The organism is Halorubrum zhoui (genome assembly GCF_051194155.1).
Taxonomy (GTDB): domain Archaea; phylum Halobacteriota; class Halobacteria; order Halobacteriales; family Haloferacaceae; genus Halorubrum.
The window spans coordinates 457,016-477,795 of record NZ_JBLZNJ010000003.1 but is presented as its reverse complement, the minus strand read 5'-3'; the positions used below and the strand labels follow the sequence as shown (position 1 = coordinate 477,795).

Here is a 20,780-nt window from a genome sequence, read left to right as displayed (position 1 = left end):
CCGTCAGTCGTCGTCGGCCGCGGTCGCCGGCTTCCGGCGGTCGTCACGAGGGCCCTCGAGGTCGACGTCGGGGAGCAGATCACGCAGATACCGGCCGGTGTGTGAGGCGTCCTCGCGGGCGACCGCCTCGGGCGTGCCACGCGCGACGAGTTCGCCGCCGCCCTCACCCCCTTCGGGGCCGAGGTCGATCACTCGGTCGGCGTTCTTTACCAGGTCGAGTTCGTGTTCGATGACGACGACGGTGTTCCCGCCGTCGACGAGTCGATGGAGCACGTCGATGAGTTTCCGCTCGTCTTCTTTGTGGAGACCGGTCGTCGGCTCGTCGAGCAGGTACAGCGTGTCGCCGGTGGCCCGCTTCCCGAGCTCCTCGGCGAGTTTGATCCGCTGTGCCTCGCCGCCGGAGAGCGTGGTGGACGGCTGACCGAGCTCCATGTAGCCGAGGCCGACGTCCCGCAACAGCTGCAGCCGACGGTTGAGCCCCCGATGACTCTCGAAGAAGTCGTGGGCCTCTCTCACGCTCATGTCGAGGACGTCCGCGATGGTCGCTCCCTTATAGGTGACGTCGAGCGTCTCGTCGTTGTAGCGAGCTCCCTCACACTCCTCACAGGGGACGTACACGTCCGAGAGGAAGTTCATCTCGATCTTCACCGTCCCCTGGCCGCCACACGCCTCACAGCGGCCCCCTTTGACGTTGAACGAGAACCGTCCCTTCTCGTAGCCGCGTTGTTTCGCGAGCGACGTCTCGGCGAACAGCTCGCGGACGTAATCGAAGACGTCGGTGTACGTCGCCGGGTTCGACCGCGGGGTGCGGCCGATCGGTGACTGGTCGATGAGTCGCACCGTCTCGATCTGCTCGAGCCCCTCGATGGCGTCGTGGTCGCCGGGCTCGACGCTCGTGTTGTCGTTCATCTCGCGCGCGAGCCCCTTGTAGAGGATGTCGTGTATCAGCGTCGACTTGCCGGAGCCGGAAACGCCGGTGATCGCGGTGAGCGTGCCGAGTTCGATGGGTACGTCGAGGTCGCGGAGGTTGTGCTGGCGGGCGCCGCACACGACCAGTTCGCCGTCCGACTCGCGGCGCTCGTCGGGGACCGGGATGGACTTCCGGCCGGCGAGGTAGTCGGCCGTGATCGAGTCGTCTGCGGCGACGATCTCGTCGAAGTCGCCCTGTGCGACCACCTCGCCGCCGCGCTTGCCCGGACCGGGCCCCATGTCAATGATGCCGTCCGCCCGACGCATCGTCTCTTCGTCGTGTTCGACCACGAGGAGGGTGTTCCCGAGGTCGCGGAGGCCGACGAGCGTGTCGAGCAGCCGGTCGTTGTCGCGCTGGTGGAGGCCGATCGACGGCTCATCGAGCACGTAGAGCACGCCGACGAGCCCGGAGCCGACCTGTGTCGCGAGCCGAATGCGCTGGCTTTCGCCGCCAGAGAGCGTCGACGCCTCCCGGTCGAGCGTGAGGTACTCCAGGCCGACCTCCTCCATGAAGCCGAGGCGGGCGCGAATCTCTTTGAGGATCTCCGCGGCGATCGTCGTCTCCCGCTCGGAGAGCTCGGCTTCGAGCCCCTCGAAGTGTTCGCGCGCGTCGGCGATCGAGAGCTGGTTTACCTCGGTGATCGGCGTGTCGGCGACGAGCACGTGTCGCGACTGGGTCTTCAGCCGAGTGCCGTCACACTCGGGACACGTCGTCACCGCCATGTACTCCTCGATGTGGTCGCGGGCACGCTCGGAGTCGGTCTCGACGTGTCGGCGTTCCAGATTCGGAATGACGCCCTCGAAGCGCTCCGTCTTCTCGCGGGTGCCGTTCTTCGTGGTCCACTCGAAGTGAACGAGGTCGTCGGTGCCGTAGAGGAACTGTCGCCGGATCTCGGCGTCGAGCGCCTCGAAGGGCGTGTCCACGTCGACGCCGAAGTGCTCGGCCACGTTGTCGAGCTGCCGGGAGTAGTAGGTTCGGTCGTAACTCCACGGCTCGAAGACGTGCTTGAGCGGCTTCGAGGGGTCCTCGACGACGAGCGCCTCGTCGACTTCCTTCGTCGACCCGATCCCCTCACACTCCGGGCAGGCGCCGTAGGGGCTGTTGAACGAGAACGAGCGGGTCTCGATGGCCGAGAAGTGAAAGTCGGAGTTCGGGTTCCCGAGGGCCTCGGAGAACTCGACGACGAGTCGTTCGTCGCCGTCGGCGTCCGCCGCGAGCGACCCGGTCGACCGGCTGTTCGAGGCGAGCGGGACGTCCGCCGGCGGGTCGGGAACGATCAGTTTCAACGCGCCGTCGGCCTCCTCGAGAGCAGTCTCGACCGAGTCGGCGATCCGCGAGCGGGCCGACGGCGAGACGACGACGCGGTCGACGATCACGTCGATCGTGTGGTCGTAGTTCTGGTCGAGGTCCGGGTCCTCGGTCGTTAGGTCGACCGACTCGCCGTCCACTTCGACGCGCGTGTAGCCGTCAGCCGCGAGCGACCCGAACCGCTCTTCGAACGCCCCCTTCTGGTCGCGAACGATCGGCGCGGCGATCTTCGCACGGGTGCCCTCGGGCAGCTCGAGGATCTGTTCGACCATGTCCTGTGCCGACTGCTCGCCGACCGGCTCGCCCGTGATCGGGTCGTGTTGGGTTCCGACGCGGGCGTACAACAGCCGGAGGTAGTCGTGGAGTTCGGTGACCGTCCCCACCGTCGACCGCGGGTTGTTTGCGGCGTTCTTCTGGTCTATCGAGATGGCCGGTGAGAGTCCTTCTACCGCCTCGACCTGTGGTTTGTCCATCTGGCCGAGGAAGTTGCGGGCGTACGCCGACAGCGATTCGATGTACCGGCGTTGTCCCTCGGCGTACACGGTGTCGAACGCGAGCGACGACTTTCCCGACCCCGAGAGGCCGGTGACGACGGTGAACTCCTCGCGTGGAATTCGGACGTCGAGGTCCTTGAGGTTGTGTTCTTCCGCGCCGCGGACCTCGATGTAGTCCTTGCTCATCCTAGGCTCCGTTGCGGACGCGTGAAGGAATACCCGTCGGTCACCACGCTCACCGACCGACGATGTCCGCCGGCGGTGAGAGGTCTCGCCGGCCGCCGGCGGTGACGACGAAGAGTACGCCCAGCCCGAATCCGTACGCGAGCATGAGCGGAATCGTCACGAGGAACATCGTGATCACGTCGGCAGGGGTGAACACCGCGGCGAACACCATGATCCCGACGGTGACCTCTCGCCAGCGGCCACGAAGGCCGTCGTAGGGCACGCCGGCGTTGTTCAACAACACCATCAGAATCGGAATGTCCGCGAGCAACCCGATCCCGATGGTGGTGAAGATGACGAGCCACATGAAGTCGCTCACCTGATACGTGATGATCATGTTTGCGAGCGCGGCGTCGGTGACGAGCCACCCGATGATGCCGGGGGCGATCCAGCCGTACCCGAGCGCGAACCCGCCGACCAGGCCCCCGAAGAGCGCCCCTGCCCAGAGATACACCTGTCTGATTCGCCCGGCGACGAACCCCCGTTCGCGCAGTGACGGCCACGCGGCGTACAACAGGACGGGAAAGACCGCGAGCCCGCCGACGAGCAGTGACACCTTCACCATGAAGATGAGCGCCTCGACCGGGTGGAGGGTGATGATGTTGATCCCCCCACCGACCTCGGCGGGAACCCGCGACTGGAGGTCGGCACGCACGGCCGCCAGGCCACCGAGGTAGAGCCACGTGAACGTCGCCGCCATCACGCCACCGAACACCACGAGGAGGATGAACGACTTCGAGCGAACCGAGTCGAAGATGAACCGCAGGTCGGTGTAGTACCCGCCGATGTCGTCTTCGGCGGATTCGTCGCCCGTCAGCTCCTCGAGGAACGTCGAGGAGGCGCGTGAGGTGCGGTCACCGACGCTATCGACGAGACCGCCGTCGTCGGCCGTGGACGCCCCGTCCGTACCTCCGTCCGCGTCGTCAGCCGTGGGAGCCTCGTCGCCGCCTTCGGACGCCACCGCGTCGAACCGGTCGAGGATCGCCTGGGCCTTCGCCGGGTCGTCGTCGTCGAGGGCGGCCTGGGCCCGTGCGAGCGACTCGGATTCCGACATCGCAGCGAAGGGTGCGTCCGGCGCTGCCCGAACGCCCGCCGCGTCGAGTTCTTCGAGGTCGATGGCGGTCGGATCGCCGTACTGGTAGCCCGCGCTCGTCGTGTCGAGGTCGGCGTACACCGCCCAGAGGGTCGCGGCGGCCACGAACGCGCCCGCCCAGCCGACGGCGTACACGGCGAGCGCGGCGGTCGCGTCGACGCCGAGTCCAGTGCCCGGGGCGAGGAACCGCCAGTCGCTGCCGACCGACTCGAGGAGGGCGTTCACCGCCGTCCGACCGCCGGCGACGTAGAAGGCGTACACGAGTCCGGCACCGAGGACGGCCGCACCACCGACGACGTTCCAGTGGGATCGAATCGAGCCGAGCACGCGGACCCGGTCGGAGCTGCGTTTGGCCGTGACCACGAGCTTTGACAAGTAGAGACTGAAGCCGTACAGCGCGACGAGCGGGAACGCCCACATCAGCTGGGTGAACGGGTCGGGCGGAGAGAACACGGCACCGAAGACGAAGATGGCGACGACCGCGTACCGCCACTTGTCACGGAACGTCTCGTACGGAACGATCTCGGCGTACGAGAGCCCGGTGATGAGCAGCGGCATCTGCCCCGCGAGCCCGAACGACAGCGAGAGGAAGACGATGAACTCCGTCCACATCACGATGCCGTACGTCGGCTGGATCCCCGCCTCGAGGCCGAAGCCTGCCAGGAACGCGAACATGATCGGGAAGAACGCGTAGAGACCGTAGGCGACGCCGAGTCCGAAGAGACCGAACCCAAGCAGTGCGACCGCCGCGAGCTTCCAGCGGGCGATCGGCGACTGCGGGAGCACGCCCCGGGCACGAAGCTCGTCGCGGCTGACGTAGCCGAGCGCCGGGAGCGCGACGATCGCGCCGACGACGAGACCGATCTTCGCCTGGAGGAGGATCACCTCGAACGGGGTCGTCGCGATGACGTCTACCTCCTCGGCGACGGCGGACGCCATGTTCGAACGCGTCATCTCGTACAGCGCCTCCCAAATCGTGGTGCGCAGCGCCCAGAACGTGGCGAGGAAGCCGAGCAAGAAGACGACGAACACCTTCTGGAGATCCTTCTGGATCGACCGGAGGAACGCCCGGGCCGACGCCTGGCCGGCCGCGAGCGACCGTTGGGTGTCTTCGTCGAGGGCACTCGCCATACGGCGTGAGACGGCCGTGTGCGTTATCAACCTTTTCGACCACGCCCGCCGCTATCCAACAAGGCCTATAATCACCCGGTGGCGACTCTACGGTGAATGCCAGACGACGACCGGCCGCCCGAGGAGCCGTCAGCGCTGTCGACGGACCCACAGCCGTCCGACGCCGATCGGCCGGCGGCGGCCGAGACGCCGGCTGGCGACGCGTCGACTCGCGGCGACGAATCGAGTGACGACGAATCGAGCGACACCGACGGGGCGGCAGCTGCCACCGACGCACGGTCACCCGACGACGAGGGAGCCGACCGGGAGAGCGCACGCCGTGGCGACGGCGGAATGCCGTCGGCCGCCGACGACGCGGCCGAGGCGGCGACCACGACCGGTGGGCCGCCGGAGTCGGTTGAGGCGGCGACCGCGGGTGCGTCGGCCGCAGAGCCCGTCGACGCGCCGGACGACGTCGGGGGCGTCGCCGGTCCGGAGTCCGACGAGGAGATGCCGCTCGCCGCGCACATCGAAGAGATGATGCGTCGGCTCGCGGTGGTGTTCCTCGTCGGGGGGCTCGCGACGCTCGTCGTCGTCACCGAGTCGACCGAGCTCATCAACTACTTCTGGGGGTACCACATTCCGGCGCCACTGGAGAACCGACCGCGTCTGTACGGTCCGCTCGAACTGCCGCTCACGCGGCTGAAGGTGGCCGGACTCGCCGGCGTCGTCGTCGGGCTGCCGGCGTTCGTCTACGAGACGTACCGGTTCATGCGACCGGGGCTGTACGCGAACGAGCGCCGGTACTACCTCGCGGCGGTGCCGACGAGTCTCGTACTCGGCGGCATCGGGATCGCGTTTGCACACTTCCTCGTGTTGCCCGCGATATTCTCGTATTTCACCACCTACACGAGTGACGCCGCCACAATCGCCTTCGGGCTCGCGGAGACGTTCAACCTGATCGTGATCCTCCTGGCGTTCATGGCGATCGTGTTCCAGATACCCCTCTTCATCATGCTCGCCATCATGATGGACCTCGTCACTCGCCGGTGGCTCGAGCAGAAGCGGCTCATCTTCTGGGGGACGTTCCTCGGAATTGCGTTCCTGTTCAGCCCCGACCCCACCGGGATGGCCCCAATCATCGTCACGCTGACGATGATCGCCCTGTTCGAAGGCACGCTCGCGGCCCTCCGGTGGACCGGACGATAAGACGGAGCCGGACTCTCTCACGCCGATCACCCGCTAGCGGGTCAGCCGGCACCGGTCGACTCAACGCCTTTCCACCCCCCTGTGCGGTGGCGCGCGCCTCGCGGGCCGCCGGAGGCGTGTCCGCGAGCGCGTGCGAGGGATGAGCGAGGTGGCGAAGCCACCGAGCGAATCGGCTGGGGAGGGCGTGGTCAATTGGCGTCCGGCGGTCGTGCAGTCGTGCTGTTCACCCAGTCAACACATACGTGCGGAATCGGCTGGGGAGGGCGTGGTCAATTGGCGTCCGGCGGTCGTGTTGTTCGACCGGCGATCACTCCTCCGCTTGTCCGTGAAGCTCCCACATCGTGGTCTCTAGGTTCCGGATGGCTGCAGCCTGTTGTCCGTTCACGAGGTCCGTCCAGGAGCTGACTCCTGGGAAGACCAGCGGCGTCGTGTGGACGGGAAGTCTCTCCCAGTCGATATCGGCCGCAGTGGTTGCAGAGTCGATCTCGTGAGCCGTCAGGGGTGGCGGTAGATCCGCTGTCCGCTCGGGAGTCTCTCCGAGACCGAGCCGGTGGGTGTAGCCAGCCCAATGCCAGCGCTTGCCGGCGCCGTGGTGAATCGCGGGTGCCCACAGGTACGTCTCGCCCGGAGACAGCTGTGTGGTGTCTGAGGGATCATTAGTTGCCAGTGGACGTGACATCGTGACGACCCACTCGTCTCCGGTCCACGTTCCTGAGGCAGTCCAGTCGGCAGCACTTCCGCTGGGCTCGCGGACGGGGCGTCGGGGAATCATCGCGCTCTCCCACTCGGCCACATCTGGGTCGAACGGGACGGTCACGTCCGGTGTAAGCGCGTACGTTCCCGAGCCCTGTGCGGGGAACTCGCCGGCCGAAACAGCGTGGTAATCGAGCGCGCCTCCGTCCACGATGCCCGGGTCGAACATCAGCTCGGGCCCTGCGTCCGATGTCCACCCTTGGCTTGTGTAGGTTCGACGGCCGTCGTCGGCGTGCCGATAGTCGAGGACGTGAGCATCAGTCCCGTATCCGACCGGGTCGGACCGGTGTGCGCGCCACATCGGCAGGTCGAGGAACTCACCGCGAGCCTTCATCGCCTGCAGCTCCTCGGGAGAGCGAACCTCTCGCCAGTTGCCCTCCCACCACTCGCCGGCACATGCCTGCGGGAGGAACTTCCGAATATCGGACTTCCCGAGCCGATCGCCGTAGTGGGGGTGCGACGTGACCTCAGCTGGAGACGCTGCGCTCGGTAGAGAGCGCATCCCCTGGTGAGTCGTCAGCCATCCAGCGAACTCCTCGAACCCACGAACGCTCCCGTCGTCGAGGAAGAAGCTCAGACGGTCCTCGTAGAACCCGGTGTGGCCGTCGTCGTCGCTCACCCACGGTGACGGGTCGGCAAACTGTCGCCACTCGCCCTCGTTGTAGACCAGCATGTCATGGATCCAGCCGCCGGGGTCAGGTTGGTCCCACCGAAACTGGAAGTGCAATCGCTCCCGGTCGTGTCCCACCCGCGTCCGAAGCTGCTTTTTGTTTTCGGCCGGCATCCAGTCGTTATTCATTGACCTACCGCATCGTATGATAGCCAACTCACTTTGCTCGTACTACATTGTCATAAGTTTACATGGGTATACGACAACGAGTCATCAACGACAGGTGACAGCCGCGTTCCGGTGTCGGTGCTCAGTCGGGTCAGGCTTCTACACGCATCCGAACTCAGACGTGCTCGCTCACCTCTCGTTCCCTGATTCGAACTGCCCTCGGACACATAACCCGCCGGCTCACCATGTTCGCCGCCGGGATGGGCTCGGGCGGATTCGAACCAAACTCAAACGTGCTCGTTCACTTCGTTCACTGCGCGCGACTGACAGGGTTCGAACCGCCCTCGGACACATAACCCGCCGGCTCACCATGTTCGCCGCCGGGATGGGCTCGGGCGGATTCGAACCACCGACCTCAGCCTTGTAAAGGCCGCGTCATAACCAACTAGACCACGAGCCCTCACTGGGAGAATCGCGCGCGCGGCAAAAACGGTTTCTGTCTGACTCGGCAGGGGTCGTCCGTCGAAACGCTTTCGCACACGCCGGGCGGGTCGTCAGTTACCGTGTCGACCCGTCGACCGGCGCGTTCGAACGGCTCGGAGAGACCGCCACCGGCGACGCGGGACCGTGCCACGTGACCGTCGACCCACGGGGAGCCTACGTCCTCGTCTCCCACTACACCGGAGGGTCGGTGGCCGTGCTGCCCATTGAGCCGGACGGCTCGCTCGCAGCGCCGAGCGACAAACGCGTCCACACCGGCTCCGGGCCACGGGCGGACCGTCAGGCGTCGGCTCACCCACACAGCGCCACGTTCGTCACGGACGACCTCGTCTACGTCCCAGACCTCGGTGCCGACAGGGTGGCCGTGTACGAGCTGTCGCGAGCCGACGGGACGCTCCGCCCCGTCCCAGCCGGGACGCTCGCGTGTCGGCCGGGATCCGGTCCTCGGCATCTCGCCGTCCACCCGAGCGACGACGTCGGCTACCTACTCTGTGAGCTCGACGCGACGCTCTCCGTGCTTGACCTCGCAGATCCCCGTCGTCCGACGATCGTCGAGACGCACGCCACGGTCCCCGACGACGTCGACGCCGCCGACACCATCGCAGCAGACGTGCGCGTCCACCCGTCCGGGTCGTACGTCTACGCCTCGAACCGGGGACACGATTCGATCGCCACGTTCGCGCGTACGCACGTCTTGAGTCGGATCGAGCGCGTCGGGGTCACCCCGTCCGGCGGGCGCTACCCACGAGCCATCGGAGTCCACCCGCACGGAGACCGCCTCTTCGCCTGTCACACGCGGAGCGACGACGTGGTCTCACACCAGCTCGACCGCCACCGCGGGAGCCGCTCGCGACCGACGACGACGCTCACCGCACCGTCTCCGTCGTGTCTCCGGTTCGTGTCCGCGGCCGGGGGTCCGTACCGACCGATTCTTCAGCACCGACCACCGAGTACCCGGTAATGGACGGACCGCTGTGGATCGACACGCACGCGCCGGACCTATCCGAGATCCGTCAGGCTGAGGCCCGCGATCACCTCAGACGAGCCGTCGACGAGCCGATGAATCTGGTGGTTCAGGGACCCCCGGGCGTCGGAAAGACGGCGGCGGTTCGCGCGCTCGCCAGGGAGGCACACGCCGAGCCCGAGAGCGACCTCGTCGAGCTCAACGTGGCGGACTTCTTCGGTCGGACGAAAAAAGAGATCCGGACGGACCCCCGGTTCGAGGGCTTTCTCGCCGGGAAACGCCGCATGGCGAAACGCGACATGATACACCACGTACTGACGGAGTCGGCCGCCTACGCGCCCATGTCCGGGTCGTACAAGACGATCGTGCTCGACAACGCCGAGGCGATCCGCGAGGACTTCCAGCAGGCGCTCCGGCGGGTGATGGAGAAACACCACCGGACGACCCAGTTCGTGATCGCGACCCGCCAGCCGTCGAAACTCATCGCGCCGATTCGTTCACGGTGTTTCCCGATCCGGCTGCGTGCACCAACGACCGACGAGATCATCGACGTCGTCGCGACCATCTGCGAGCGCGAAGAGGTCACGTACGACGAAGACGGTCTCGAGTTCGTCGCCAGCGCCGCCGGCGGCGACCTTCGCCGGGCGATCCTCACCGCACAGACGACGGCCGTCGAGGGCGACGCCGTGACGATGACGGCGGCCTACGAGACCCTCGGCGACGTCGGCGACGAGGACACGATCCGCGAGGCGCTCGCCGCCGCCCGCGCAGGAGAGCTGAAGGACGCCCGGAAGACGCTCGACGACCTGCTCGACGAGGGCGGCTACGACGGGCAGGGGCTACTCCGTGCGATGCTCCGAGCGGCGCGCGCCGGGTCGGCGTACACCGGCGCGGACCTCGCCCGACTCCACGCGCTCGCCGGCGAGGCGGACCTCGACCTCGTCGACGGGACGGACGACCGGCTCCACCTCACGCACCTGCTCGCAGCGTGGGCGGCCGGACGAACCGATCTCCGGGCCGGCTTCCACGAGCCGGCGGAGGCGTGACCGTGCGCCGTGCCCCACCACTGGCGACGGTCGTGCCGTTCCCGGTGGTCGAGGCGGCCTGGCGGCTCGCGCTGGTTCCCGGGCTGCTCGCTGCGGTGACCCTGCCGTTCGCCCCCCCGGTCGGGATCGGGTTCGCCGCGCTCACGATCGGGGTCCTCTGGTTCCACCGGGACCCGACCCGCACACCACCGGGCCCGGATCGAGCCGTCGTCTCACCCGCCGACGGGACCGTGCAGGTGGTCAGCGAGGAAGGGACGCGGCTCCGCGTCGGCGTGTTCATGAACGTCACCGACGTCCACGTCAACCGCGCGCCGATCGCCGGAACGGTCCGCGAGGTCCGTCACCGGCCGGGCGCGAACCGACCCGCCTTCACAAAGGAGTCCGACCGCAACGAGCAGGTGGTGATAGACCTCGGTGCCTACGAGGTGATCGTCATCGCCGGCTGGTTCGCGCGGCGCATCCACCCGCACGTCGAGGTGGGTGACGAGCTCGAGCGCGGTGACCGCGTCGGCCACGTCTCGTTCGGATCGCGTGCCGACGTCGTCCTCCCTGCCGCGGTCGACCGTGAGGACCTGCTCGTCGCCCCGGGCGACGACGTTCGCGCCGGTGAGACGATCGTCGCCGAACTGCCGACCGAGGCCGAGGAGAGTCCCGACGACGAGTGAGTCGGTCACGGCGACGAGGGGCAATCGCAGAGGCAGCGTCGGGCCGCGCGGGGAAACCACTTAGTGTCGGCTGACCGCAGGTCTATCGTGATGAGTGACACGAGCAAGGCAACCTTCGAGATGTACGAAGACACCGCAGACGAGTGGCGCTGGCGGCTCGTTCACGACAACGGCAACGTCATCGCGGACTCCGGTGAGGGGTACGCCTCGAAACAGCGCGCTCGAGGCGGCATCGAGAGCGTGAAGACGAACGCGGCCGACGCACCCGTCGAGACGGTCGACCACTGAGGTCGCCTCCCGCTACCGACGATGGCGGACGCGAACGGAGTTGCTTAACCCGCTCGCGGGTCACCGATCCGGTATGACGAACGCACTGGAGGTCGAGAGCCTTCAGAAGAGCTACGGGGACGTCGACGCGCTCCGAGGCGTGTCGCTCACCGTCCCCGACGGATCGTTTTTCGGCCTGCTCGGACCGAACGGCGCGGGAAAGACGACGTTCATCAACGTGCTCGTCGGGCTCGTCCGCGCGACGGGCGGCGAGGCGCGGGTGTTCGGTCACGACGTCGAAGCCGACTACCGGGAGGCGCGCGACCGCATCGGACTCGCTCCCCAGGAGTTTAATGTCGATCGCTTCTTCCCGATCCACGAGGTGCTCGAACACAAGGCCGGCTACCACGGCGTCCCCCGCGAGGAGGCCGCGGCGCGGGCCGAGCGCGCCCTCGAACAGGTGGGCATCTACGACAAACGAGACACCCGGTTCGACTGGCTCTCTGGCGGCATGAAACGACGCTTCATGATCGCACGGGCGCTGGTGACCGACCCGGACCTGCTCATCCTCGACGAGCCGTCTGCCGGTGTGGACGTTCAGCTCCGGCGTGACCTCTGGAACTTGGTGACGGAACTGAACGAAGCGGGGACGACCGTCCTCTTGACTACCCACTACATCGAGGAGGCGGAGCGACTCTGTGACGAGGTGGCGATTCTCGACGGCGGACAGGTGCGAACCGTCGCGTCACCGGACGAGTTGATGGACCGCGGTGCCGACCGGGTCGTCGTGACGCTGCGTGACCCGCCGACCTCACGGGCCGCGCTCGAAGCGGCCGTCCCCACCGACGACCGGATCGAAGCCGTCGACGTCGACGGCGACCGGATCACCGTCACCGCCCGCCAGGGTGGACTCGTCGCGCCGGATCTCGTTCGCGCGCTCGACGAGGCGGCCTACGGCATCCTCGACATGGAGATCGAGCGGACCTCACTGGAGGAGGTGTTCGTCGAGATGACGCGTCCGACGGGTCAAGACGCCGGTGACGGGGCTCTCGCCACCGGCGACGACGCCACTGAGGTCGGCGGCGACGCTGCCGACGACGACCGGTCTGCGACGCTGGCGCGCGACGGAGGGACTCGATGAGCAGCAGCGCGCGGTCTGTCGACCTCACCGGCTTCTACACGCTCACGAAACGAGAGATCCTGCGGTTTCTCCGGCGACCGAGCAACACGTTCGCGCCACCGTTCATCACGAACGTGCTCTACTTCTCCGTGTTCGGGGTGATCCTCGGCGAGCGCGTCGGCACGATCGCTGGGGTCCCGTACATTCTGTTCATTCTCCCCGGACTCGTCGTGCTCGGGGCGGTGTCGAACAGCTTCGAGAACGCCTCCTTCTCCATCTTTCACGGCAGATGGAACGAGTACATCGACGAGGTGCTCACCTCGCCGCTGTCGTACACGGGGATGGTGTGGGCGTACGTCCTCTCGGCTGCGACCCGCGGACTGCTCGTCGGGGGGCTCGTCGCCGCCATCGGGTGGGGGATCGTGTCGGCGTTGTTTCAGCCGGTTCCGCTCGAGCGACCGCTGTACCTGCTCGGGTTCCTCCTCGTCATCACGCTGTTGTTTGCAAGTCTCGGCGTGATCGGGGGGCTCCTCGCGAACGACTTCGACGACCTCACGGTTATGAACCAGTTCATCCTCCGGCCGCTCGTCTTCTTCGGAGCCGTGTTCTACTCGCTTGAGGACCTCACGCCGCTGTTGCGCGACGTCTCGCTTTTCAACCCGATGGTGTACATGGTAAACGGCGTTCGCTACGGCTTCCTCGGCGTCGCCGAGGTCGACCCAGTCCGGTCGTTTCTCGTCCTCGTCGCGATGACCGCGATCGCCGCAGCCGTCGACGTGGCGCTCTTCACTCGCGGCTACGGGCTCACAGAGTGAGCGACGGACGACGTAGGCTCGCCCCGGACCGTACCGCTTATTCGCGGGCGCTCACAACCAGCGTGCGGACATGGACGCGCTCCACGCGAAGTATCCGTTCTTCGAGGGGGCCCGCGACGCCGTCGCCGGTGCCTCGGCGTCACTGCCGGCGCTCGTCGCCGACGATGCACCGGCCGTCGAGCGGGCCCGCGAGCGCGTCGAGCGGGCGCTCCGAGAGGGCACCGTCGAGCCCGCGGCCGGTGCGTTCGGCCGCGACGCCGTCGACCACGACGCCCGTGCCGAGCTCCTCTCGTACCCGATCGCACGGATCCTCGTCTCGCTACTCGACGCTGCGCCCGCGATCGACAAGTACGCCGCCGCCGAGGCGGCGACCGCCCGCGAGCGGATCGAAGCGGACCTCGCGAGCGACGACGCGCTCGCCTCGACGGCGACGCCGACCGTCGACCTACAGACGGTCTTAGCCGAGTTCGACCTGGAGACGGCAGTCGTCGCGGAGCCGGCACGACGCGGGCGGGAGCCGACCGACTACTGGGTCGACGTCGGCGCGTACCTCCGTCTCGCCGACCCCGCGTGGGGAGACGCGTGGCGGCTCGTCAACCGACCGCTCGCCGACGGGGCCGTCCGGGTGGACCGCGAGGAGCTGTTGCGCGCGCTCGAGACGGCCATCGAACGACGCGTCCGCGACGGGCTCCCGTTCGAACTGTCGGACGACGGCGTGATCCGCTCGGAGCTGGCCGCACGCGTCGACGAGCTGCGCCGGCTGCTCCGGGAGCGTTCGTACGCGGCCCCGGTCGACGTGGTGGTCCCCGCGCTGTTCCCGCCGTGTATGCAGAACCTGATCGAGAAGGCCGAGCGCGACGTCCACCTCTCGGCGACCGAGAGCTTCGCCCTGATGGCGTTTCTCGTCGGCATCGGGATGTCGCCGGACGAAGTCGTCGCGTTCTGTGCGGCGACGAGCCTCGATGCCGAGGGGATTCGCTATCAGACGGCGTATCTCGCCGACGACCGCGGGACGCAGTATCCGCCGCCGACGTGTGAGACGCTCGCGAAGCTCGGCATCTGTCACAACGAGGACGACCACATGCGGGTCGCGCCGGACCCGCTCGGCTACTACGAGGCCGCGGTCGAGGCGGCCGACGACGACCTCACCGACTGGCGCGACGCCGCCGGCGTGACGGAGTCGGCCGAGGACGCGGTGCCAGACGGCGGCCACATCGAGTGATACGGCAGCACGGACTCAGGTGTCGTCGTTCGCGCGCATGAGGTACGCGCCGACGAGCGCCATCAACAGGACGAACCCGGCGAGGAGCCCGACCAGCGCGAGCGCGCCGGCCTCGGGAAGCGACGAGCCGTCGAACGTCACGCCGATGGCGACGAGCCCGGCGACGAACACCGCCGCGGCGAGAAGCGAGACGGTGATCTGTCGACGCAGCTCCGCATCGATTTCCATGCTCTCGATTTCTATCCGCACTAAAAAAGAACTTCGATGGCGCCCGTCGCAGCTGGGCGACGGCGTCGCCGTGCCGTCGGTCCAATCGGTGAACGCTGTGTGCCGCTCACAACACGTCGAGAGCCTCGTCGACCGGCATGTGGCCGTCGCGGACGGCCTCTAACACCGTGCGGCGCTCCGCGTCGGGATCGGCTCCGACCGCGTCCAGGGTGACCTTTCGCGTCTCGCCGACGAACTCGGGGAAATCGGTGCCGTCGGCGAGAGCGGTCTCCTTCTTCACGCGGTAGGACCCGGCGTCGGTGGTGTACAGGTCACCGGGGTGAAAAAAGTACCAGTCCTCGCGGTCGAACCGCACGGCGATGCGCGCTTTCGCACCGAAGTTCTGTGCGAAGTACAACAACGACTCCACCTCCTCACCCGAGAGGTAGATCGGGTCGCCAGCGCTCGACTTCGCCTCGATGGCGTAGAACGTCTCGCCGTCGCCGGCGAGCACGTCGGGTAGCTCGCGCTCCGTGGCTGCGCCGCTCGCGGGCGCCCGCATCACGGCGAATCCCGCCTCGTCGAGCGCGTTGACCAGCTCGCGCTCCCGGCGGTCCCCTTTACGACTCGCCGACACGTCGGTGCTCACCTCGGCTGATCACGCGCCGTGTAGCCGTGAGACACCTAAAAGCGCGACGGCTTGTCCACGCGAATCGGACGGCGGCTGCGCCCCCTACTCTACGAACTCGACGCCCGACACGGTGAACCGGGCGCCCCCGGCGGGGCTCTCTTCGACGCGCACGTCCCAGCCGTGGGCCGTCGCGACCTGGTCGACGATCCGGAGGCCGAACCCCGTCCCGTCGGGGTGACTCGAGTACCCCGCCTCGAACACGCTCTCGCGGTCGGCCGCGGGAATACCGTCGCCGTCGTCGGCGACCGAGAAGCCGTCCTCGTGGGTCCGAATCCGCAGGGTGAGTGGCACCGTCTCGTCCGTCCGCCCGTGTTGGAGGCTGTTCCGGAACAGATTCTCGAGGAGCTGTCGGAGCCGCGTTCGGTCGGCGACGATCGTGGCGTCGGCCGCAGCCTCGAGCGTCGCGGCCTCGCGCGTGCTCACCTGTCCCCAACACGCCTCGGCGAGCGCGTCGAGGTCGACCGACTCGGGCTCGCCGATCACGTCGCCGGCGCGCGCGAGCGTGAGCAGGTCGTCTATCAGCTCGTCCATGCGGTCGTGTGCGCGCTCGACGGTCTCGAGGTGCTCGGAGTCGCACTCCGCTCTGGCGAGCGATAGCCTCCCGGTCGCGACGGTGAGTGGGTTCCGGAGGTCGTGGCTCACGACGTCTGCGAACTCCTGGAGCCGCTCGTTCTGGCGCTCCAGCTCGTCACGACGACGCCGCAGTTCGTCCTCGCGCGCGTGCTCGTCGAGTGAGGTCTCCGTCGCAGTTGCGAGGATGCGGGCGAGGAACTCGTCGGTCGCGTCGAACGCCTCTTCGACGGTCTCACCGACGGAGATGGTGCCGTACTCGCCGAGTGGGAGGATCATCAGGCTTCGGAGTCCGCTGCCGCGGTCGACCGCGGTCGTGTCGGCTTCGATGTCGTCGTACACCCGCGTCTCGCCGGCGTCGAAACACGCCCAGTTGAGACTGCCGGAGTCGGGCGTGAACACCGGCCGCTCTGCGAACAGCTCGCCGACCGCCTCGGAGGCCGCCATCGGGACGAGCCCGCCGCGGTCGTCGTCGTAGAACCTGACCATGACGACTGAGAACCCGAGGATGTCTTCGGCCGCTCGGACCACCTCCTCGGCGATAGCCTGCCGCGAGTCGGCGCAAATCAGCCCGCGGGTCGCGTCGTGGAGGCGCTCGAGCCGGTGCTCGCGGGTCTTGAGCGTCTGTTCGCGGTCGACGCGGTCGAGTGCGGCTTCGAGTTGGTTCGCGAGAATCTCGACGAGGAGGACGTCCGTCTCGGAGAACTCTGCGGCCGCCGGCGAGGAGATGACGAAGACGCCGTGTTCGCCGATCGGGTGTAACACGACGCTCTCTGCCGGCGTCGACTCCGTGAGGCGGTCGTCACCGGTCGTCTCCGTGAGCCGTATCGGCTCACCCGAGCGAAACGCCTCCCAGACGAGGTGCGCGCGTGAGCCCGGCTCGTTCGACCGGTCGTACGCCGGTGGCTCGTCGAACAGTTCGAGGACGGCGTCCGCGTGTGCGACGAGCTCGAGCCGGGTCTCGTCCGCGTTCAACAGGTGGACGCCCGTCAGCGGCGCGTCGATGAGGTCGTCGGCGGTGTCGACCGCCAGCTGGGCCGTCTCGGCCGGGGTCTGCGTGTAGGTGAGCGCGTGGGTTCGCTCGCCGAGGGCCTCGAGCCGGCGCGTCCGCTCGGCCAGCTGTCGGCGCGTCCGGGCGGCGTCGACCGCGCGGCAGATCCGGGCGGCGAGGAGGGTGTCTCGTTCGGCCTCCTTTCGGAACCAGTCGGTGGCGCCCGCGTCGATGGCGTCGGACACGACGGTCTCGTCGTCGGTCTCGCCGAGGACGATGACCGGCAGCTCGGGCCACCGCTCTCGAATGGCCTCGAGGAAGGCGACCCCGCTGCGGTCGGGGAGGTCGCACTCGGTGACGACGCAGTCGACCGCGTGTGCACGCAGCGTTTTCATCGCCGTCGCGGCGTCGGGAGCGGTCCGGACGCCGATTCGAGGGGCCGCTCGCTCGAGTCGCGCCGCGGTCTGCGCTGTGACCCCCGGGTCGCCCTCGACGTGGAGGACGTCGATCGGCTCGTCGGGGTCGCCCATACGCACCGTAGCATGCGAGCAGGCGGTAATAATAGTTGCGTCCGCCCGGGCACGGACGCGACGAGGAGTCCGCTCCGGACTCACCCCGAGCCCCGTTCGAGCACCTCGAGGAGCGCGTCGACCGTCCCAGAGAGGTACGCCTGGCCGAACGCCGCGACGACGACGGCACCCGCAGCGTTGAACAGGAGGTCGCCGACCGTGTCGTCGAGTCCGTGCTGTGCCAGTGGCATGTCGACTCCGGTCCGCGCGGCGAGGACGTCGAGGCCGAACTCGAAGAGCTCCCAGACGACGCCGAACGCCATCACGAGCACGAGGATGAACGCGAATGCGAACCGGCGTGGCAGCTGAATGTCGTCGTGGTGGACGTCCAGCGCGCGTGTCACGGTGTAGCCGACGCCCGCGACGATCGTCGCTGACAGCGCGTGCGTGAGGTGATCCCACCACCCAACGGTCGCGTACAACCCCGCCGACCCGAGGGTATGCGCGAGCACGGCGAGCGTGACCCAGAGGCCTAACCAGGGGTCGAGTGGAACCGCGTAGTTGCGCTCGAGCAGCGCCGGGGAGGCGGTGACCGCGAGCGCGAGACACCCGTTCGTGATGGCTTTCGGCCGCGAGTAGACGATCCCGTAGGCGACGATGGCGACCAGCACGGCCTGAAGGAGACGGGTGAGCCGCCGTTGGGTGCGTACCGAGGGACGCGGCAGCGACCGACGACGAACTGCGGCGAGCGGCGGGCTCACCGTCGGATCACCGCCTCGATCCGCCGGCGAAGCTGTGCGTCCCGTCGCGACAGGTACGCGTCGAAGAGCAGACCGGCCGCGAGCCCGGCGAGTGTCACCCAGAGGAACTCGATCATCAACGCATCGTTCGCCGCGTCGGCAGACCCCTCCGGGGTGACGAGCAGCGTCGTCCCGGCCCACCGATCGAGCGTCCACCGAACGATCGCCCACACGCCCGCCGACGCGAGCGTCGTACAGACGACGAAGACGACGGCGAACCACCGGGTGAGTCGGAGCGAACTGAACGCCCGGAGCTCAACGGCGACGACGAGCGCGAACCCGGCCACGGAGAGCGACGCACCGACGGTGCCGACGTCGCTGCCGGCGAGTCCGCGAGTGAGGATAGGCGCGAGCGCGAGCGCGAGGAGCTCCCAGGGAAGCATCGCCCACCACGACCGCGCGGCGACCGGTGGGACGAGGACGATCGCGCCGGTGGCCGCGACGAAGACGCTCCACCCGACGTCGCGGTCGAGGACGCTCCCGACGAAGACGACCCCGAGGGCGCCGACCAGTACCCACGCGAGGACGGCGTTGCGTCGTCCCTCTCGCAGGAGCCGTGCGAGCACGTCCGGACGATCGGTCGGTTCGCCGTCGTCACCCATACACTGAGGCGTTCGGCGTGCCGACACAAAACGACGCGGGGGGACTCGTCACCGCCACGCGTTCACGGCCGATACCGGTCGGGGACGTACCGACGCAGTCGGCTCGGGGCGTACCCGACGACCGCCGGTGCGAGCGAGGCGAGCCGACGACGAAGCAGGGCGTACACGCCGCCAACGGCGAGCGCGAGTCCAGCAACGAGCTGGAACGGACCGTCGAGGACGACCCAGAGTGGGATCCCCAGCGCAGAGAGCGCCGCGAGGTCGCCGGGCGAGCCGTCGTACCGGATCCACCGTTTCGGTCGGCGCCACCGCGCGCGAACGTGGTCGTAGACGGCTCGCTCGGACGTCGCCTCCCACGGACGTAGCTCGAGTCCCCCGCCGTACCGGTCCATCCGACAGTGGACCGTCGCGGCGACGAAGACGGCGGCGACGGCGACGCTCACGGCGGCCGGGACGAGGAGCGCGACGACGAGCGCCGGGAACGCGACCAGCGCGTACAGCGTCGGGTAGTGGAGCGTGCGCCGGTGTCCCGCGTACAGGTCGAGGTCCGGCGCGACGCTCCCCGCGAGCGAGCCCGTCAGCGCGGCGGGAGCGACCTCGGGAGCGAGGACTGACACCGGTGTCGCGAGCGCCAGCCCGACCATCGCGTGTGTCGGGAGCATCATATCGCCTCTACTACGTGCTCGGACGACATATGTACGTCGGGCGGCCGACGGTGAGGTGAGAGACCGTCCCGAGAGACTTTGTGCAGGCGGCGTGTAGAGGCGACGATGCGCTGGCTCCTGCTCGTGGTCCTTCTCGGTGCTGCGGGCGTGTACGCGCTCGGGCCGGGATCGCTGGCGACGATGGGCGCGGAGGTGACCGTCGAGCCGACGGCTGCCGACGACGCGGACCACGTCGCACTCGACGTGGGCGAGCCGCGGCTGTGCGGGCCGCGCTGTGGGGCCGCCGACCTCACGCTCACGAACACGCGATCGACGCTCGCACAGAACGTCTCGGTTCGGGCGGCCGTCTACGCCGGACAGACGGCCGAGGGAGTCCCACTCTGGACGCGGACGGATCTTGTCGGTGACCTCGAACCCGGTGAAACGCGAACGCTGACGCACCGGGCCGGCTGGGACGACGGCACCGTGACCCGGGTGCGGACAGCCGGCGGCTGGGTGACGGTCGAGATCACCGTCGGGTCCGACGAGACGACTACGACCTTCGTCGGGACACACCGGCTCGGGTGAGGTCCGACGGCCGCGCTCACCGGCAGTGAGGACCTGTCGACGTACATGAACGATCACAACAGCTAACATGCAAGAGAGCGTACAGTATCGTCCGGGGATCGCCCGGGTGAGACCAATGTACGATCACATCCTCTTCCCGACCGACGGCAGTGATGGCGCGAGCGCGGCACTCGACGAGGCGAACGCGTTGGCCGACCTCTGTGACGCGACGGTGCACGTGCTCTACAGCATCGACACCCGGCCGCCGGGGATCGGACTGGGCAGCGACCCACAGACCGACAATCCCTCCGGCATGGTGGGAACGGTCTCGGGCGGGCCGGGTGGGATGGCCGACGAGCGTGAGGGCACCGCGGAGCTGCACGCGGAGGTCAAAGCGCGCGCGGCCGAGCTCGTCGAGACGGCCAGCGAGGAGTTCGGCGACGTCGAGACCGAGACCGTCGTCAAGAGCGGCACGCCCCACGAGGTGATCTTGGCGTACGCAGACGAGCACGACGTCGACGCCATCGTGATGGGGACACACGGCCGGACGGGACTCGACAAGTACCTGCTCGGGAGCGTCACCGAGAAGGTCGTCAGGCTCGCCGACGTCCCGGTGTTGACCGTACGCGCGGGCGGCGACTGAGATAGGACCGAGCGGA

The 20,780-nt window shown here is 68.1% G+C and carries 19 protein-coding genes and 1 tRNA gene; 10 read left to right on the top strand and 10 right to left on the bottom strand.

Annotated features, from left to right (window positions below):
• Nucleotides 1-3: 3 nt before the first annotated feature.
• Both uvrA and ACNTAO_RS06580 read right to left on the bottom strand, forming a co-directional pair.
• The gene (gene uvrA, locus ACNTAO_RS06585) at nucleotides 4-2,958 is read right to left on the bottom strand and encodes an excinuclease ABC subunit UvrA (RefSeq protein WP_435161168.1); all 2,955 of its coding nucleotides are present in this window, start codon (nucleotides 2,956-2,958) and stop codon (nucleotides 4-6) included.
• A 49-nt stretch (nucleotides 2,959-3,007) separates the two neighbouring features.
• Complete coding sequence (locus tag ACNTAO_RS06580) at nucleotides 3,008-5,221, bottom strand: twin-arginine translocase subunit TatC (protein WP_435161167.1); 2,214 nt, start codon at nucleotides 5,219-5,221, stop codon at nucleotides 3,008-3,010.
• 96 nt (nucleotides 5,222-5,317) lie between these two features.
• Between ACNTAO_RS06580 and tatC the strand changes: the two genes are divergently transcribed.
• Nucleotides 5,318-6,409, top strand: a complete 1,092-nt coding sequence (gene tatC, locus ACNTAO_RS06575) for a twin-arginine translocase subunit TatC (protein WP_435161166.1) — start codon at nucleotides 5,318-5,320, stop codon at nucleotides 6,407-6,409.
• Nucleotides 6,410-6,716: 307 nt separating this feature from the next.
• Here the strand turns inward: tatC and ACNTAO_RS06570 are convergent, their stop codons facing one another.
• Both ACNTAO_RS06570 and ACNTAO_RS06565 read right to left on the bottom strand, forming a co-directional pair.
• Nucleotides 6,717-7,961, bottom strand: a complete 1,245-nt coding sequence (locus tag ACNTAO_RS06570) for an ethylbenzene dehydrogenase-related protein (protein WP_435161165.1) — start codon at nucleotides 7,959-7,961, stop codon at nucleotides 6,717-6,719.
• A gap of 365 nt (nucleotides 7,962-8,326) precedes the next feature.
• Nucleotides 8,327-8,400, bottom strand: a tRNA-Val gene (locus ACNTAO_RS06565).
• A gap of 3 nt (nucleotides 8,401-8,403) precedes the next feature.
• Here ACNTAO_RS06565 and ACNTAO_RS06560 point away from each other — a divergent pair.
• From ACNTAO_RS06560 to ACNTAO_RS06530, 7 genes are all read left to right on the top strand, one after another.
• On the top strand, nucleotides 8,404-9,402 hold the full coding sequence (locus ACNTAO_RS06560) for a lactonase family protein (RefSeq protein ID WP_435161369.1): 999 nt from the start codon (nucleotides 8,404-8,406) through the stop codon (nucleotides 9,400-9,402).
• Complete coding sequence (locus ACNTAO_RS06555; protein ID WP_435161164.1) at nucleotides 9,402-10,451, top strand: AAA family ATPase; 1,050 nt, start codon at nucleotides 9,402-9,404, stop codon at nucleotides 10,449-10,451. The genes ACNTAO_RS06560 and ACNTAO_RS06555 overlap by 1 nt, the downstream gene beginning before the upstream one ends.
• Nucleotides 10,452-10,453: 2 nt before the next feature.
• Nucleotides 10,454-11,116 (top strand): protein sorting system archaetidylserine decarboxylase, encoded by a 663-nt coding sequence (locus ACNTAO_RS06550; protein ID WP_435161163.1) that lies wholly within the window; start codon nucleotides 10,454-10,456, stop codon nucleotides 11,114-11,116.
• Between the two features lie 90 nt (nucleotides 11,117-11,206).
• Nucleotides 11,207-11,404 (top strand): HVO_2922 family protein, encoded by a 198-nt coding sequence (locus ACNTAO_RS06545; protein WP_435161162.1) that lies wholly within the window; start codon nucleotides 11,207-11,209, stop codon nucleotides 11,402-11,404.
• A gap of 73 nt (nucleotides 11,405-11,477) precedes the next feature.
• Nucleotides 11,478-12,524 carry an ABC transporter ATP-binding protein gene (locus ACNTAO_RS06540; protein ID WP_435161161.1) on the top strand — a complete coding sequence of 349 codons (1,047 nt, stop codon included), beginning with the start codon at nucleotides 11,478-11,480 and terminating at the stop codon, nucleotides 12,522-12,524.
• Nucleotides 12,521-13,318: an ABC transporter permease gene (locus tag ACNTAO_RS06535; protein ID WP_435161160.1), complete on the top strand. Its 798-nt coding sequence runs from the start codon at nucleotides 12,521-12,523 to the stop codon at nucleotides 13,316-13,318. The genes ACNTAO_RS06540 and ACNTAO_RS06535 overlap by 4 nt, the downstream gene beginning before the upstream one ends.
• Nucleotides 13,319-13,388: 70 nt before the next feature.
• A complete protein-coding gene (locus ACNTAO_RS06530; protein WP_435161159.1) occupies nucleotides 13,389-14,540 on the top strand; it encodes a DNA primase in 1,152 nt (383 codons plus the stop codon).
• Between the two features lie 15 nt (nucleotides 14,541-14,555).
• On the opposite strand, the gene ACNTAO_RS06525 is transcribed toward ACNTAO_RS06530, so the two are convergent.
• From ACNTAO_RS06525 to ACNTAO_RS06500, 6 genes are all read right to left on the bottom strand, one after another.
• Nucleotides 14,556-14,768 carry a DUF7472 family protein gene (locus tag ACNTAO_RS06525; protein ID WP_435161158.1) on the bottom strand — a complete coding sequence of 71 codons (213 nt, stop codon included), beginning with the start codon at nucleotides 14,766-14,768 and terminating at the stop codon, nucleotides 14,556-14,558.
• Nucleotides 14,769-14,874: 106 nt separating this feature from the next.
• On the bottom strand, nucleotides 14,875-15,396 hold the full coding sequence (gene hjc / locus ACNTAO_RS06520; protein WP_435161157.1) for a Holliday junction resolvase Hjc: 522 nt from the start codon (nucleotides 15,394-15,396) through the stop codon (nucleotides 14,875-14,877).
• 84 nt (nucleotides 15,397-15,480) lie between these two features.
• Nucleotides 15,481-17,529 (bottom strand): GAF domain-containing protein, encoded by a 2,049-nt coding sequence (locus tag ACNTAO_RS06515; protein ID WP_435161156.1) that lies wholly within the window; start codon nucleotides 17,527-17,529, stop codon nucleotides 15,481-15,483.
• An 80-nt stretch (nucleotides 17,530-17,609) separates the two neighbouring features.
• Complete coding sequence (locus ACNTAO_RS06510; RefSeq protein ID WP_435161155.1) at nucleotides 17,610-18,269, bottom strand: DUF2238 domain-containing protein; 660 nt, start codon at nucleotides 18,267-18,269, stop codon at nucleotides 17,610-17,612.
• Nucleotides 18,266-18,910: a hypothetical protein gene (locus ACNTAO_RS06505; RefSeq protein ID WP_435161154.1), complete on the bottom strand. Its 645-nt coding sequence runs from the start codon at nucleotides 18,908-18,910 to the stop codon at nucleotides 18,266-18,268. The genes ACNTAO_RS06510 and ACNTAO_RS06505 overlap by 4 nt, the downstream gene beginning before the upstream one ends.
• A gap of 62 nt (nucleotides 18,911-18,972) precedes the next feature.
• On the bottom strand, nucleotides 18,973-19,575 hold the full coding sequence (locus ACNTAO_RS06500; protein ID WP_435161153.1) for a metal-dependent hydrolase: 603 nt from the start codon (nucleotides 19,573-19,575) through the stop codon (nucleotides 18,973-18,975).
• Nucleotides 19,576-19,680: 105 nt separating this feature from the next.
• Here ACNTAO_RS06500 and ACNTAO_RS06495 point away from each other — a divergent pair, with 105 nt between their 5' ends.
• Nucleotides 19,681-20,142: a hypothetical protein gene (locus ACNTAO_RS06495; protein WP_435161152.1), complete on the top strand. Its 462-nt coding sequence runs from the start codon at nucleotides 19,681-19,683 to the stop codon at nucleotides 20,140-20,142.
• 115 nt (nucleotides 20,143-20,257) lie between these two features.
• Nucleotides 20,258-20,764, top strand: coding sequence for a universal stress protein (locus ACNTAO_RS06490; protein WP_435161151.1), 507 nt, complete (start codon nucleotides 20,258-20,260; stop codon nucleotides 20,762-20,764).
• Nucleotides 20,765-20,780: the final 16 nt, after the last annotated feature.

Excerpts from the sequence above, each read along its gene's own strand:
- uvrA (WP_435161168.1), bottom strand. The coding sequence starts at position 2,958 with ATGAGCAAGGACTACATCGAGGTCCGCGGCGCGGAAGAACACAACCTC.
- ACNTAO_RS06580 (WP_435161167.1), bottom strand. The coding sequence starts at position 5,221 with ATGGCGAGTGCCCTCGACGAAGACACCCAACGGTCGCTCGCGGCCGGC.
- tatC (WP_435161166.1), top strand. The coding sequence starts at position 5,318 with ATGCCAGACGACGACCGGCCGCCCGAGGAGCCGTCAGCGCTGTCGACG.
- ACNTAO_RS06570 (WP_435161165.1), bottom strand. The coding sequence starts at position 7,961 with ATGAATAACGACTGGATGCCGGCCGAAAACAAAAAGCAGCTTCGGACG.
- ACNTAO_RS06555 (WP_435161164.1), top strand. The coding sequence starts at position 9,402 with ATGGACGGACCGCTGTGGATCGACACGCACGCGCCGGACCTATCCGAG.
- ACNTAO_RS06545 (WP_435161162.1), top strand. The coding sequence starts at position 11,207 with ATGAGTGACACGAGCAAGGCAACCTTCGAGATGTACGAAGACACCGCA.
- ACNTAO_RS06540 (WP_435161161.1), top strand. The coding sequence starts at position 11,478 with ATGACGAACGCACTGGAGGTCGAGAGCCTTCAGAAGAGCTACGGGGAC.
- ACNTAO_RS06535 (WP_435161160.1), top strand. The coding sequence starts at position 12,521 with ATGAGCAGCAGCGCGCGGTCTGTCGACCTCACCGGCTTCTACACGCTC.
- ACNTAO_RS06530 (WP_435161159.1), top strand. The coding sequence starts at position 13,389 with ATGGACGCGCTCCACGCGAAGTATCCGTTCTTCGAGGGGGCCCGCGAC.
- ACNTAO_RS06525 (WP_435161158.1), bottom strand. The coding sequence starts at position 14,768 with ATGGAAATCGATGCGGAGCTGCGTCGACAGATCACCGTCTCGCTTCTC.
- ACNTAO_RS06515 (WP_435161156.1), bottom strand. The coding sequence starts at position 17,529 with ATGGGCGACCCCGACGAGCCGATCGACGTCCTCCACGTCGAGGGCGAC.
- ACNTAO_RS06505 (WP_435161154.1), bottom strand. The coding sequence starts at position 18,910 with ATGGGTGACGACGGCGAACCGACCGATCGTCCGGACGTGCTCGCACGG.
- ACNTAO_RS06500 (WP_435161153.1), bottom strand. The coding sequence starts at position 19,575 with ATGATGCTCCCGACACACGCGATGGTCGGGCTGGCGCTCGCGACACCG.
- ACNTAO_RS06495 (WP_435161152.1), top strand. The coding sequence starts at position 19,681 with ATGCGCTGGCTCCTGCTCGTGGTCCTTCTCGGTGCTGCGGGCGTGTAC.
- ACNTAO_RS06490 (WP_435161151.1), top strand. The coding sequence starts at position 20,258 with ATGTACGATCACATCCTCTTCCCGACCGACGGCAGTGATGGCGCGAGC.